Raw genomic sequence first — 13,771 nt, 5'->3', positions numbered from 1 at the left:
GTGCCTGTGTGCCGGGGCGTTTGTCATCTCCGCCCTCGATCGCCTCCCGTTGCCCGTCGCTCTCTTGTTGGACTCGACCAACTCATAGTGACGAGGAGAGGAGGCGAAGTATGGCCAAGTCCGAAAAGGTCGCCGCAGTTGCGGAGATCGCGGAGCAGTTCAAGAGCTCCACGGCGACGGTTGTCACGGAATACCGTGGCCTGTCCGTCACCCAGATCAGCACGCTGCGACGTTCCCTCGGTGAGGGTGCAACCTACTCCGTCGCCAAGAACACCCTGGTGAAGCGTGCCGCTGCTGAGGCGGGCGTGGAAGGGCTCGACGAGCTGTTCACCGGTCCGACCGCCATCGCCTTCATCGAGGGTGAGCCGGTCGTGGCCGCGAAGGCGATCAAGACTTTCGCCAAGGACAACAAGGCGCTGGTCATCAAGGGCGGGTACATGGACGGCCGCGCGCTGTCCATTGCCGAGATCGAGCAGATCGCCGACCTTGAGACCCGTGAGGTCTTGCTGGCCAAGCTCGCCGGTGCCATGAAGGGCAACTTGGCAAAGGCTGCCGGTCTGTTCAATCAGCCGGCTTCGCAGGTGGCGCGCCTGGCCGCGGCCCTGCAGGAGAAGAAGAACGAAGCCGGCGAGACCGAATAGGTCGCCCGCCGCACCACCGCAATCCCCGAACCGTACGGGGATGAACACCAAGCCCCGTACGGGGACATACAGGAAGGACGCCGATCATGGCGAAGCTCACCGCTGACGAGCTCATCGATCAGTTCAAGGAACTGACCCTGCTGGAGCTCAGCGATTTCGTGAAGAAGTTCGAAGAGGTCTTCGAGGTCACCGCGGCTGCTCCCGTCGCCGTCGCCGCTGCCGGTGCGCCGGCTGCCGGTGGCGCCGAGGCTGCTGCCGAGCAGGACGAGTTCGACGTCATCCTCGAGGGTGCCGGCGACAAGAAGATCCAGGTCATCAAGGTCGTCCGCGAGGTCGTTTCGGGCCTGGGCCTGAAGGAAGCCAAGGACCTCGTCGAGAGCGCTCCGAAGGCTCTGCTGGAGAAGGTCGACAAGGAGGCCGCCGAGGCTGCCAAGGCCAAGCTCGAAGAGGCCGGCGCCAAGGTTTCGGTCAAGTAAGACCGACTCACGCGCAAGCGTTCACGAGCCCGGGACAGCATCGCTGTCCCGGGCTCGTTGTTGTCCGAGGGGTCGTAACGCCGAGTTCGGTTCGTTCGAATCAGTAACAGACATCACGTCGACACCCCGCCCGCCGAGCATCGTCCGGCGGGCGTCGGGTCGTCGATCCGATGTTCCGCAGGTGGAGCCCAGGTCTGCGGTGGCCGTCACATCGGGGGCCGTGACCCGACTTCCCTCACCGCGAGCCATCGGATATTGTCATCGTCGCGGCGAGAGTTACCGGGCGGTAGGTTTCCCCGCAGCCAATGCTGAGAACCATGCGGTGGCGTTGTGGGGTGGGTCAAGTCGGTTAGAGTGACCGCAACCACAAATGCCACCGGTTGGTGCGCGGTCACACCGTGGCCGCCTCGGGGGCAGCGATCGTCTGGAGGAATTGTGGGTGTTGAGGTCAGCGTCGAAGGACTCACCAAGTCGTTCGGTTCGCAGAACATTTGGCGTGATGTCTCTCTGACCCTGCCGGAGGGGGAGGTCTCCGCGCTTCTGGGTCCGTCGGGTACCGGTAAGTCGGTGTTCCTGAAGACCTTGATCGGTCTGCTGCATCCCGAGCAGGGGTCGGTGATCATCGATGGCACCGACATCACGCAGTGTTCGGCCAAGGAGCTCTACGAGATCCGCAAGCTGTTCGGTGTGCTGTTCCAGGACGGTGCGTTGTTCGGGTCGATGAGTTTGTTCGACAACATCGCGTTCCCGCTTCGTGAGCACACGAAGAAGAAGGAGAACGAGGTCCGCGACATCGTGATGGAGAAGATCGACCTCGTCGGTCTGACCGGTGCCGAGGACAAACTCCCGGGTGAGATCTCCGGTGGTATGCGCAAGCGTGCCGGTCTGGCGCGTGCGCTGGTGCTGGATCCGCAGATCATTCTGTGTGACGAGCCGGACTCGGGTCTGGATCCGGTGCGTACGGCCTACATCAGCCAGTTGCTGATCGACATCAACGCCCAGATCGATGCGACGATCCTGATCGTGACGCACAACATCAACATCGCGCGGACGATTCCGGACAACATCGGCATGTTGTTCCGCAAGGAGTTGGTGATGTTCGGTCCGCGTGAGCAGTTGCTGACCTCGGAGCAGCCGGTGGTCAAGCAGTTCCTCTCCGGTGACCGGTTCGGTCCGATCGGTATGTCGGAGGAGAAGGACGAGGCGGTGCAGAAGCAGGAAGAGGCGATGCAGGCCGCGGGTATCTCCGGTGGTGGTACCAAGGAGGACTTCACCGAGATCATCCCGCAGGTGCAGCCCAATCCCGGTATGCCCGAGCGCAAGGCGATCGCCCGTCACCGCGAGCGCGTCCATCAGATGCTTCCCGACCTGCCGCAGAACGCCCAGGAGGCGATCCGACGCAGCCAGGAGCAGGAAGACCAGATCCGCGAGGAGAGCCGCGCCCACGCCGACAACATGGCGAACGGCAACGACCCGGGCGCGAACAACCAGGGCGGCAACGAGTGGACCCCCGCGCAGGGAAATGTGGCGGTCGCGGATTCCAAGACCGACGTCATCGACTACGGCGGCAGTGATGCCCCGACCGAGCAGTGGCACACACCCGGTGATGCACTGACCAAGCCCAGCCATCGTGCTGATGGGAACGAAGGGCGGAATCCCTAAGGATGAGCAGTGCCACCACGCGTGGCGTCGATCGAATCGCGCAAGCCGGGACAGGTGCCCTGTCGCAGACCGGCAATATTGTTCAGCTCTTCGTCGATGTTGCACGCCAGACCTTTGTGCGCCCGTTTCAGTGGCGGGAGTTCATCCAGCAGGCGTGGTTCATCGCCAGCGTGACGATCCTGCCGACGGCACTGATCGCGATTCCGTTCGGTGCGATCGTCTCGCTGCAGACGGGTTCGCTCATCAAGCAGCTCGGTGCGGAGTCCTACACCGGTGCGGCGAGCGTTCTCGTCGTCATCCAGCAGGGTTCGCCCCTGGTGACGTCGTTGCTGATCGCCGGTGCGGCCGGGTCGGCCGTCGCCGCCGACCTCGGGTCGCGGACCATCCGCGAGGAGATCGACGCGATGGAGGTGCTCGGCATCAACCCGATCCAGCGCCTCGTCGTACCGCGTGTGCTGGCCATGGTCCTGGTCGCGATGCTGCTCAACGGACTGGTCGCCGTCATCGGCATCGGTGGTGGCTACTTCTTCAACGTCGTCGTCCAGGGCGGAACGCCGGGCGCCTACCTCGCGTCGTTCGGCGCGTTGGCGCAGCTGCCCGACCTCTGGGTGTCGACCCTCAAGGCCGCGATCTTCGGTGTCCTCGCCGGAGTCGTGGCGTCCTACAAGGGCCTCAACCCCAAGGGCGGTCCGAAGGGCGTGGGTGACGCGGTCAACCAGAGCGTCGTCATCACGTTCCTGCTGCTGTTCCTGGCGAACCTGATCATCACTGCGGTCTACCTGCAGGTCGTCCCACCGAAGGGGAGCTAGAAGTGACCGATGGTGGGGGCGGTGTGACAATCGCCAAGAGCCGGCCCGAGTACTACATGTACGAGGCCCGCAAACAACTGGGCAAGCCGCTGAAGGTGCTCGACGGCGCAGGCGAGCAGATGTCGTTCTACGGCCGGACGCTCGCCTGGATGCCGAAGACGATCGTGCATTACACGCGCGAGGTCCTCCGCCTTCTCGCCGAAGTCGCGTTCGGTTCGGGCGGGCTCGCGGTCATCGGCGGCACGATCGGCGTGATGGTGCTGATGTCCGGGTTCACCGGCGTCGTGGTCGGCCTGCAGGGTTATGCAGCACTCGATCAGATCGGCTCGCAGGCCCTGACCGGCTTCCTCTCCGCCTACGTCAACACCCGTGAGGTGGCGCCGCTGGTGGCGGGACTTGCGCTGTCGGCGACCGTCGGCTGTGGCTTCACCGCCCAGCTCGGTGCCATGCGCATCTCGGAGGAGATCGACGCGCTGGAGACGATGGCCGTGCCGTCGATCCCGTTCCTCGTGTCGACCCGCGTGATCGCCGGGTTCATCGCGGTCATCCCGCTCTACGTGCTCGGCCTGCTGTCGGCGTATCTGGCGTCCCGGGTGGTGACGACGGTCTTCAACGGCCAGTCCGGCGGCTCCTACGACCACTACTTCAACCTGTTCCTGCCACCGGCCGACGTCTTGTGGTCGTTCGGCAAGGTGCTGGTCTTCGCGTTCGTGATCATCCTCGTGCACTGCTACTACGGCTACTACGCCTCGGGCGGTCCCGCGGGTGTGGGCGTGGCCGTCGGTCACGCGGTACGAGCGGCTCTGGTGCTCATCGCCGTCCTTGACTTCTTCCTGGGCCTGGCGATCTGGGGCACCACGACAACCGTGCGAGTGGGGGGTTAGCGTGACGCTGCTGCGTAAACGGTTGCTCGGGCTGGTCTTCTTCCTCGTGGTCGCGCTGTTCCTCACCTTGACGATCACGAAGTTCAACAAGACGTTCACCGAGTTCACCGACGTCACGCTGGTGACCGATTCGACCGGCAACGCCCTGCCGGCGAATGCCGACGTCAAGGCCCGCGGCATGACGGTCGGTGAGGTGCGCGAGGTCAAGCCCGGACCCGACGGTCGCGTCGAAGTCGTGTTGGGACTCAATCCCGACCAGGCCTCGACGCTGTCGGACGAGACCACCGCGCGCATCCTGCCGAAGACCCTGTTCGGCGAGCGTTACGTGGCTCTGCAGGTGCCGGAGGACAACTCGGGGCCGACACTGACCAACGGTGCGACGATCCAGACCGATCGCAGCGGCAACGCGCTGGAGATCCAGCAGTTGTTCGACAAGCTGCTCCCGGTCCTCGAGGCGATCCCGCCGCAGGATCTGAACGCCACCCTCACCTCCCTGTCGTCGGCGCTGTCCGGACGCGGCGAGCAACTGGGTACGACGCTGGAAGAGCTCGATCAGATCTTCGGCGAGATCAACGAGAACCTGCCCGAACTGGAGGGCACCCTCGAAGGACTGGCCAGCTTCTCGCAGACGTATTCGCAGGCGCTGCCCGACGTGGTCGACGCGCTCGACTCGCTGCGCACGACGACGAACACCATCGTCGAACGCCAGGACGACCTGCGCACGCTCATCGCCACCCTGGGCGTCGCGTCCGACGACCTGACCGGCTGGCTCCGGGCGAACCGCACGGACCTCATCGACCTCGCCGTCGACTCCGAGGAACTCCTCGTCGGACTGGCCAAGCAGTCGCCGACCTTCGTGTGCACGTTCCGCAACTTCGCGGGCCTGATCCCGGAGTCGCGCAAGATCGTCGGCCAGGGCACCAAGAACCCGGGCGTGCGCGTGAACCTGCAGTTCACCAATCCTCGTGGCCGTTACCTACCGAACCAGGACGAACCCCGCTTCATGGACCTCGATCCGCCCGCCGTGTGTTACGACCCCAAGATGGGCGGCAACCGCCCGTTCCCGCAGTACCCGGGTGGTTCGCTCGCCGACGGCAGCTACCAGCCGCCGTCGCGTAATGCCGGCCCCCGCACCATGCGTGAGCTGCCGCAGCCGCAGTTCAGCGGCGTGCCCGCCGGCTCGGTCTCGGCCGCACCGGCAGGCGCGAAGCCCGTTGCGGTGGAGTCGAACCCGTTCGACGACCCGGACTTCCGCAAGCAGCTGCAGGTCATCTACGGCGCGACGTCGGGCAAGACGCCGGAAGAGGTGCCCACCTGGGTGACCATGATCGGCGGCGGTGCCCTGCAGGGTGCGAAGGTCGACATCAAATGAAGTCGATCGTCGGACCGCTGATCAAGCTGGTCGTCTTCGGCGTGGTCACCGTGGTGACCACGAGTCTGCTCGCCGTGACCATCGCCAACGCGGGCGGTGACGGTGACGCGAAGTTCAACGCCGTCTTCACCGACGCCACCCTGCTCAACCCGGGCGATGACGTCCGTATCGCGGGTGTGCGTGTGGGACAGGTGGAGAGCGTCGAGGTCTATGACCGCAACAAGGCCAAGGTCGCGTTCAACGTCGACCGCGACCGTCTGCCCGACGGCACGCAGCTCTTCATCCGCTACCGCAATCTGACCGGACTGCGGTACCTCGCGCTCGAGCGCGGCGCAGGCGACCCGTCGCAGACGGTCGCGCAGGGCCACACGTTCGGTCTGACACCGGGCGTCAAGGACACCCACCCGCCGGTGAACCTGACCGAACTGTTCAACGGATTCCGGCCGCTGTTCCAGCAGTTGTCCGCCTCCGACGTCAACAAGCTGACCGAGCAGATCATCGCGATCTTCGACGGGCAGGGTGGTTCGATCACCCGTCTGGTCAGCGACACGGCCGACCTCACCAACGCGATCGCCGACAAGGACAAGGTCATCGGTGAGCTGATCACCAACCTCACCAAGGTCCTCGACACGGTCAATCGCAACGACGAGCAGTTCACCAGCCTCCTCGACAACACCGAGAAGCTCGTGACAGGGCTTGCGGCGCAGCGTGGTTCGGTGGGCTCGGCGATCACCTCGGTGTCCAACCTGACCTCGGTCACGGCCAACATCCTCGGTGCGACACGCCCGTCCATCCAGGGCGACATCGCGGGACTGAAGTCGCTCGCCGACCAGATCAACAAGCGCGACGCGGACATCGAGGAGACGTTGACCAACCTGCCGATCAAGCTCCAGAAGATCGGTCGCGCAGCGACATTCGGGTCCTGGTTCCAGTTCTATCTGTGCGGCATCGACGTGGTGGCGGGCAACGGCAAGTCGCCGGTGCTGACGCAACCGCTGGTCCCGCTACCCGACATCAATCATGTGCTCTACACCAGCGCGGCCACGCGCTGCTGGGCCGACGACCGGCCAGGGGGGTGACCACGATGGCAGACAACAACGATCCGAACCCACGCGGCGGTGACCACGACGACACCGAACGCGATGAGGCGCAGGCCCCGGTGCAGCATCCGCACCGGCGTTTCGGTGGCCGGCGCAGCCCGGTCAGCATCGGTGCCATCGGCATCCTGATCCTGCTGATGCTCGGACTCAGCTCGTTCTATCTCGCCGAACTGCCGCTGCTGGGCGCGGGCGCCCGCTACACGGCGAAGTTCACCGAGGCCGCCGGCCTGAAACCGGGCAACGAGGTGCGCGTCGCAGGCGTCAAGGTGGGCGAGGTCGACGACGTGACCCTCGACGGCGATCGCGTCAACGTGACCTTCCGGGTGGAGAACACGTGGATCGGCGACCAGACGCAGGCGACCATCCAGATCAAGACGATCCTCGGTCAGAAGTTCCTGTCGCTGAACCCGCGCGGCAGTGAGCCCGCCGATCCCGACGTCCCGCTGACCGACACGGTGGCCCCCTACGACGTCATCGAGGCGTTTTCCGGGGCGGCCGAGCAGATCGGCGAACTCGACAACGACCAGCTGGCGGAGTCCATGCGCGTCCTGTCGGACACGTTCTCGGGTACGGCGGGGACGACCGGTCCGGCGCTCGAGGGCATCGCGCGTCTGTCGGAGACGATCTCCAGCCGTGATCAGGAGGTCCAGCGGTTGCTCGCCGCGACGAAGGACACCTCGAAGATCCTCGCCGATCGCAATGAGGAGTTCGTGCGCCTCATCGGTGGTGCAGGCCAGCTGCTCGACGAGCTGAACAACCGGCAGCGCAACATCTCGGCGCTGCTGGCCAGCACGACGAGCCTGGGCGACTCGCTCACCGGCATCGTGCGGGACAACGAAGAACAGATCGGACCCGCGCTCGATGCGCTGAAGGGCGTCAATGAGCTGCTACAGCGTCAGAACCAGAATATTCGCGACTCCATCAAGTACATGGCGCCGTTCTACCGGTTGTACGCCAACGTGCTCGGCAACGGTCGCTGGTTCGAGTCGTCCGTGGTGAATCTGCTGCCGCCCGCGCTGCCGCAGCAGAACACGACGCGGCCGCCGAACAAGCAGGTCATGGAGAACAACGCCGGAACGGGGGTCGGCTGATGACCACACCGGATCTGACCCGACACGCGGGTCCAGGCCGCTGGTTCACGCCGCGGCACATCGTGGTGCTCGTGATCGGACTGATCATCGCGCTCATCCTGGCGGGAGCGCTGTGGTGGGTGTTCACCTCGATCGGGACCACCAAGATCACCGCGACGTTCAAGCGTTCGGTCGGCATCTACGAGGGCTCCGACGTCCGCGTTCTCGGCGTGGCGGTCGGCAAGGTCGACTCGGTGACGCCGCAGGGCGAGACCGTGAAGGTGACCATGACGGTCGATCGGGGAGTGGAGCTGCCCGCGGATGTCCGTGCGGTGCAGATCATCCCGTCGGTCGTGGCGGACCGCTACGTGCAGCTGACCCCCGCCTACACGGGCGGGGAGAAGGCGCCGCGCGATCTCACCCTCTCGGTGGACCAGACGATGATCCCGGTGGAGGTCGACCAGATCTACGCGAGCGTCAAGGAGCTGTCCGACGCCCTCGGACCCGACGGCGCCAACAAGACCGACGGCACCGGCCGACAGGGCGCCGTGAGCGAACTGGTCACGACCGGTGCGGAGAATCTCGAGGGCAACGGCGAGAAGCTGGGCCAGGCGATCGAGGGACTGTCCAAGGCGTCGACGACGCTGAGTGATTCGCGCGGCAACCTGTTCGACACCGTCAAGAACCTGAACACCTTCGTCGGCGCACTGCGCGAGAACGACGCCCAGGTGCGGCAGTTCAACACGCAGATGGCCTCGTTCAACCAGTTCCTCGCCGGCGAGCGCGAGCAGCTCGCCGCCGCGCTGAACAAGCTGTCGATCGCGCTCGGCGATGTGGCGACCTTCCTCGCCGACAACCGTGAGCAGATCGGGGAGACGGTGAAGGACCTCCAGCCGACGACCCAGGCCCTGCTCGACCAGAAGAACAACCTCAAAGAAGTCTTGACCGTGCTGCCGATCACGGTGAACAACCTGATCAACGCGTACGACGCCGAGTCGGGCACGTTGTCGATGCGTCTGACGATCCCGGATCTGCAGGATCTGATCGGGGCCCAGTGCCGCCTGCTCGACCTCGGTGCGCTGCTCCCGGGCAACCCGGCTGCCGATCAGTTCAGCAACACGCTCCGGCCGCTGATAAGCCAGTGCGAGGAGATCGGTGACCAGATCCAGCGCGGTGTCCTGGAGCCGCTGTTGCCGGTGCTGCCGTTCGGCATCATGAGCAACAACAAGCTGCAGCGCGCACCGGTGCCGGGCACCGTCCCGGGCAACCCCGATCCCGAGATCGGCAACCCGTCGCCCTCGAGGTCTCCGGCGGCTCCGTCGTCCACCCCGCGCCCCCGGGGAGGTAACTGATGAACCGCAGGACGATGCGTACGGCGGTGGCCGGCGCCGCTCTGTCGCTCACCCTCCTGCTGTCGGGCTGTATGTCCAACGGCATCCAGTCGATCCCACTGCCCGGCGGCGTGAACACCGGCGACAACGCGCGCACCTACAAGATCCAGTTCGACGACGTGCTCGATCTCGTGCCGCAGTCGATGGTCAAGCGCGACGGAATCCCGGTCGGCCGAGTGACCAAGGTCGAGGTGCCCAACGACCAGTGGTTCGCCCAGGTCACCGTCGAGGTACAGAACAACGTCGACCTCTCCGACGAAGCCGAGGCGAGCGTCCAGCAGACCTCGCTGCTCGGTGAGAAGTTCGTGTCGCTGACCGAACCCGACGGCAGTGCCGAAGCGCCGCGCCAGAATCCCGACCAGCCGATCCCGGTGTCGCGGACACGTACCGCAACCGACATCGAGCAGGTCCTCGGGGCTTTGGCCCTGCTGCTCAACGGCGGTGGCCTCAATCAGCTGCAGCCGATCGTCACCGAACTGAACAAGGCGCTCGACGGCCGGACCGACAAGGTCCGTGACCTCATCGGCGAGACCGAGGACCTGATCGCAGGCCTCAACCGTCAGCGCGACGACATCGTCACCGCGATCGACGGACTGGCCGAACTGTCCACCCGGACCGCGGCGCAGACCGCGCAGATCGATCGCATCCTCAAGCAGTTGCCCGCGGGCGTCGAGGTGCTGGAGGAGCAACGGCCGCAGTTCGTCGAACTGCTGACCAAGCTCGATCAGCTCGGTCAGGTCGGCACCGACGTGCTGGGCAAGTCGCGCAAGGCATTGATCAACGACCTGAAGGCGTTGCGGCCGGTGCTGACCCAGCTCGCCGCGGCGGCCCCGGATCTGATCACCGCGGCACCGCTGATGCTGACCCACCCGTTCCCGGACTGGTTGCTGCCGGGTGTGCGTGGTGACTCGACCAACCTGTTCATGACGCTCGACCTCCGCGTCCTCAACCAGCTCGAGGCGCTCGGCGTCGGCCAGGGGACCCCGAAGTACTCGCCGCCCGCACGGGTGAGCGTGCCGGTCGATCGCCGCAACCCGTACTACCGCGGCAACGGCCCGCGCTACGGCTGGCCGACCATCACCCTGCTGCCGCCGGGTCCGAACTGGCGTCCGGGACCGAACACGCCGCCGTCGGGCGGGCGCTACCCGGCGTCCTTCGCCCGGCCCGCGGAGGCTGCCGGCCCGATGCCGACCCCGGCGACACCGGGGCAGGGCATCCTCGACGGCCCGCTGGCCGCGATGGGACTCGCGCCGGCCGCGCCCACCCAGAACCCGTCAGGAGCAGGACGATGATCGGCAAGCTCGTCAAGATCCAGCTGATCGTGTTCGTCGTAGTCGGCCTCGTCGCCCTGGTGTACGTGGGTGCGAAGTACGCGCGCCTGGACAAGCTCGCCGGTGTCGGCATGTACACGGTCACCGCCCAGCTGCCCGACTCCGGCGGCATCTTCACGAACGCGGAGGTCACCTACCAGGGTGTGCCGGTGGGTCGGGTCGGCAAGCTGACGCTGACGCCCGACGGGGTCGACGTCGCACTCGACATCGACTCCGGTGGGCCGGAGATCCCGGCGTCGGCGACCGCGGTCGTCGCGAACCGGTCCGCGATCGGTGAGCAGTTCGTCGACCTGCAGCCGACGTCGTCGGAGGGGCCGTACCTGAAAGACGGCGACACGATCACCAAGTACGCGCTCCCCGAACCGCTCGAGGACGTGGTCGCCTCGGCGATCGACTTCACGGATTCGATCCCGGTCGATGACCTGAACACGGTCATCACCGAACTCGGCCGCGCGTTCAACGGCCAGGGGGAGAACCTCACCCGTCTGGTCGACTCGCTCGGCAAGCTGTCCCGGGCCGGCGTCGACAACCTGAGCGAGACGGTCGCTCTCATCCAGAACTCCGATGTCGTGCTCGACACTCAGGCCGATCAGTCCGACGCGATCCTCACGTGGTCGCGCAACCTGAACCTGGTGACCGCGACCCTGGCCTCCGCCGATCCGGACCTGCGTCGACTGCTGACGACGGGCACGTTGTCGGCGACGCAGATCTCGGAGCTGATCCAGAAGAACGGCAACGACCTCTCCAAGGTCGTGAAGGACCTCGCCGAGGTGGCCCGGACCATCGAGCCGGCGACGTACACGACGTCGACGACGTTCGCGATGCTGTCGGCGCTGTCGGCGGGCAGCCATGCCCCGGCTCCGGGCGATGGTCAGATCCACTTCGGTGTGGTGCTCGAGACCAACAATCCCGCCGCGTGTACGCGCGGATACGAGGGCACCGACGCGGTGCTCGCCGAAGCCCGTCGGAAGAACCCGAACTTCGACGTCCACTACGACGACTTCGCATTCAACACCGACGCGAAGTGCACCGTGCCGTTCGGTAATCCGACCGGCGTCCGAAGCGCCGAGCGTGCCCAGTACGCCAACCCGGCGTACCCGCAGCCGTGGGACAACACCCCCAAGAAGGATCCCGACAAGCTCAACCTGAACCCGCTCGCCCAGCAGCTCGCAGCGTTGCTCGGCGTCCGGCCGCGGTAGACCCCACCACCCGACGCGCGTCGCCGCCGGCGACCGGACCGCACGGTCCGGTTCCCGGCCTTGGCTTGCGCTCAGGAGCGATATATACAGTGTGTTCCCGATGACTGGCACCCCAGAACCGACAGAGAAGAAGCCCAGCGGCATCCGTCCCGCCGTGCGGCGGGCGGCGGGGTTCGCGCCCCGCGCCCTGGCCTCCGCGGCGATCGTGGTCGGCGTGGTGCTCGTCGCCGTGTTCGGTGTGCGTGCCTACAACGTCTACTTCGACGAGTACCCCGCACAGGAGACGCGCGACGCGGCGACGCAGGCGGCCGAACAGGCCGTCCTGAACATCACGACGATCGACCCCGCCGACGTCGACGGCTTCCGCAAGCGCGCCGAGGCCTCGCTGACCGGCAAGGCGAAGGAAGAGGTGCTGGGCGGCAAGGACGGCAGCGTCCTCGACATGCTCGGCACGGCCGGGCCCAACACCGCCAAGCTGAGCGCGCGCCTGCTGCGCAGCGCGCCCAGCGAGGTCGACGCCGACGAGGACAAGGCCAAGGTGCTCGTCTACGTGGTGACGACCCTGCAGCGTCCCGGCCAGGCCGGTATCGACGAGACGCGCGGCTTCGACGTCAGCATGACCAAGGACGGCGACGCCTGGAAGGCCGAGAACGTCCTCGGCCTCGAGGGCATCGCCTACGCCGATGGTGGCGGCGGTGCGCCCGCTCCGGCGGCCCCGGCTCCGGAGGGAGGCAACTGATGGCCAACGATCGCGGTAAGAAGAAGCCCACCCCGAAGCGTCGCCCGACCCCGAAGGTCGCCGGCCGTGCCGTTCCGTCGAAGAACCCCGAGCCCGACGCCCCGGCCGCCCTGCCCCCTGAGGTGCGAGGCGCCGAGCAACCCTCGACCTCTGAGGTGCGGGACGCCCCGGCCCCCTTGCCCCCTGAGGTGCGAGGAGCGCGAGCCGCCGGGCTGAGCGAGCGCAGCGAGTCGAAGTCGACGAGCCACGAAGGGCCTGGTGACGACACAGCCAAGGCCGACACCACGACAACCGACACCGTCGATCTGGAGAAGTCCACCCCGGCTGAGTCGGCCGAGCCCGAGTCGACCGCCAACCGCGAGACCCCCACCAAGCCTGAACTCACCAAGCCCAAGACCAAGCCGGTCGCGCGGGTCTCGACCTTGCGTCGGGGCGACGCGTCGGCAGCGGGTTCCGACACCTCGGGCACGCCGAATCGGCCGATGGGCCGGCGTCCCGGCCGGCGGGACCGGCGGGGGAGCGGTGCCTCGCGCGGTCCGCTCGGCATCCGCACCGGGGTTCTCGCGGCCATCGCGGCCGGCTTGTTCGTCGTCGCCGCGATCCTCGCGTTCCATCCCGGTGCCGAGATCGGGCCCAACAAGGCGTTCGTCGACCAGGAGTCGACGGCGCAGCTGACCTCGCAGGCCCAGGAGCGGATCTGCGCGGTGTTCGGGTACGACCACACCGAGCTCGACAAGTGGCAGCAGCGTGCGCAGGACGCCCTGACCGGGCAGGCCCGCACCGAGTTCGACGAGACGCTCAAGGCGCAGCGGGACCTCATCACGCAGACGAAGACGGGCGCCGAATGCCGCGTCGACGCGATCGGCGTGCGGGACCTCTCCGGGGGCGGCGACGGCGCCACGGCGACCGTCATCGCCAATCTGATCGTGAGCGAGACGCAGAACAGCATGGCCACCAACAGCGGTGCACCACGTGCCCAGTTCGCCATGGTGCGTGAGGGTGATCAGTGGCGGATCCGTGCGGTCGAGCCCTTCTGATCGTCCTGCGCCGCACCCTGATCACCAGGTCGGGAGCCGAGTTCGGCACCGACTTCACGA

Annotated in this window: 13 protein-coding genes; all 13 read left to right on the top strand. The window is 66.5% G+C overall.

Annotation, left to right across the window (positions count from 1 at the left end):
- Nucleotides 1–110: 110 nt before the first annotated feature.
- The 13 genes from rplJ (at nt 111) to MHN80_RS04640 (ending at nt 13,711) form a co-directional block, all read left to right on the top strand.
- Nucleotides 111–641, top strand: coding sequence for a 50S ribosomal protein L10 (rplJ, locus tag MHN80_RS04700; RefSeq protein WP_004019499.1), 531 nt, complete (start codon nt 111–113; stop codon nt 639–641).
- Between the two features lie 86 nt (nt 642–727).
- Complete coding sequence (rplL, locus tag MHN80_RS04695) at nt 728–1,117, top strand: 50S ribosomal protein L7/L12 (protein WP_004019500.1); 390 nt, start codon at nt 728–730, stop codon at nt 1,115–1,117.
- Between the two features lie 435 nt (nt 1,118–1,552).
- A complete protein-coding gene (locus tag MHN80_RS04690) occupies nt 1,553–2,779 on the top strand; it encodes an ABC transporter ATP-binding protein (protein WP_064569568.1) in 1,227 nt (408 codons plus the stop codon).
- Nucleotides 2,780–2,781: 2 nt separating this feature from the next.
- The gene (locus MHN80_RS04685) at nt 2,782–3,588 is read left to right on the top strand and encodes an ABC transporter permease (RefSeq protein ID WP_004023366.1); all 807 of its coding nucleotides are present in this window, start codon (nt 2,782–2,784) and stop codon (nt 3,586–3,588) included.
- Between the two features lie 2 nt (nt 3,589–3,590).
- Nucleotides 3,591–4,472 (top strand): ABC transporter permease, encoded by an 882-nt coding sequence (locus MHN80_RS04680; protein WP_004023367.1) that lies wholly within the window; start codon nt 3,591–3,593, stop codon nt 4,470–4,472.
- 1 nt (nt 4,473) lies between these two features.
- Complete coding sequence (locus MHN80_RS04675; RefSeq protein ID WP_239399880.1) at nt 4,474–5,844, top strand: MCE family protein; 1,371 nt, start codon at nt 4,474–4,476, stop codon at nt 5,842–5,844.
- Nucleotides 5,841–6,923 (top strand): MCE family protein, encoded by a 1,083-nt coding sequence (locus tag MHN80_RS04670; RefSeq protein ID WP_004023369.1) that lies wholly within the window; start codon nt 5,841–5,843, stop codon nt 6,921–6,923. The genes MHN80_RS04675 and MHN80_RS04670 overlap by 4 nt, the downstream gene beginning before the upstream one ends.
- Before the next feature lie 5 nt (nt 6,924–6,928).
- Complete coding sequence (locus MHN80_RS04665; protein WP_239399878.1) at nt 6,929–8,035, top strand: MCE family protein; 1,107 nt, start codon at nt 6,929–6,931, stop codon at nt 8,033–8,035.
- Complete coding sequence (locus MHN80_RS04660) at nt 8,035–9,366, top strand: MCE family protein (protein WP_004023371.1); 1,332 nt, start codon at nt 8,035–8,037, stop codon at nt 9,364–9,366. The genes MHN80_RS04665 and MHN80_RS04660 overlap by 1 nt, the downstream gene beginning before the upstream one ends.
- Nucleotides 9,366–10,697: an MCE family protein gene (locus MHN80_RS04655; protein WP_239399876.1), complete on the top strand. Its 1,332-nt coding sequence runs from the start codon at nt 9,366–9,368 to the stop codon at nt 10,695–10,697. The genes MHN80_RS04660 and MHN80_RS04655 overlap by 1 nt, the downstream gene beginning before the upstream one ends.
- A complete protein-coding gene (locus MHN80_RS04650; RefSeq protein WP_004023373.1) occupies nt 10,694–11,935 on the top strand; it encodes an MCE family protein in 1,242 nt (413 codons plus the stop codon). Before MHN80_RS04655 ends, MHN80_RS04650 begins: the two co-directional genes overlap by 4 nt.
- A 100-nt stretch (nt 11,936–12,035) precedes the next feature.
- Nucleotides 12,036–12,674 (top strand): hypothetical protein, encoded by a 639-nt coding sequence (locus tag MHN80_RS04645; RefSeq protein ID WP_239399874.1) that lies wholly within the window; start codon nt 12,036–12,038, stop codon nt 12,672–12,674.
- Complete coding sequence (locus MHN80_RS04640) at nt 12,674–13,711, top strand: hypothetical protein (protein WP_239399872.1); 1,038 nt, start codon at nt 12,674–12,676, stop codon at nt 13,709–13,711. The genes MHN80_RS04645 and MHN80_RS04640 overlap by 1 nt, the downstream gene beginning before the upstream one ends.
- Nucleotides 13,712–13,771 lie beyond the last annotated feature (60 nt).

It is taken from the genome of Gordonia sp. McavH-238-E, assembly GCF_022348225.1.
Taxonomy (GTDB): domain Bacteria; phylum Actinomycetota; class Actinomycetes; order Mycobacteriales; family Mycobacteriaceae; genus Gordonia; species Gordonia terrae.
This window is presented reverse-complemented; position numbering and strand designations above follow the sequence as displayed.

What these genes read in the sequence shown, in the direction of transcription:
- MHN80_RS04660 (WP_004023371.1), top strand. Translation starts at nt 8,035, where the DNA reads ATGACCACACCGGATCTGACCCGACACGCGGGTCCAGGCCGCTGGTTC.
- rplJ (WP_004019499.1), top strand. Translation starts at nt 111, where the DNA reads ATGGCCAAGTCCGAAAAGGTCGCCGCAGTTGCGGAGATCGCGGAGCAG.
- MHN80_RS04650 (WP_004023373.1), top strand. Translation starts at nt 10,694, where the DNA reads ATGATCGGCAAGCTCGTCAAGATCCAGCTGATCGTGTTCGTCGTAGTC.
- MHN80_RS04640 (WP_239399872.1), top strand. Translation starts at nt 12,674, where the DNA reads ATGGCCAACGATCGCGGTAAGAAGAAGCCCACCCCGAAGCGTCGCCCG.
- MHN80_RS04665 (WP_239399878.1), top strand. Translation starts at nt 6,929, where the DNA reads ATGGCAGACAACAACGATCCGAACCCACGCGGCGGTGACCACGACGAC.
- MHN80_RS04645 (WP_239399874.1), top strand. Translation starts at nt 12,036, where the DNA reads ATGACTGGCACCCCAGAACCGACAGAGAAGAAGCCCAGCGGCATCCGT.
- MHN80_RS04670 (WP_004023369.1), top strand. Translation starts at nt 5,841, where the DNA reads ATGAAGTCGATCGTCGGACCGCTGATCAAGCTGGTCGTCTTCGGCGTG.
- MHN80_RS04685 (WP_004023366.1), top strand. Translation starts at nt 2,782, where the DNA reads ATGAGCAGTGCCACCACGCGTGGCGTCGATCGAATCGCGCAAGCCGGG.
- MHN80_RS04655 (WP_239399876.1), top strand. Translation starts at nt 9,366, where the DNA reads ATGAACCGCAGGACGATGCGTACGGCGGTGGCCGGCGCCGCTCTGTCG.
- rplL (WP_004019500.1), top strand. Translation starts at nt 728, where the DNA reads ATGGCGAAGCTCACCGCTGACGAGCTCATCGATCAGTTCAAGGAACTG.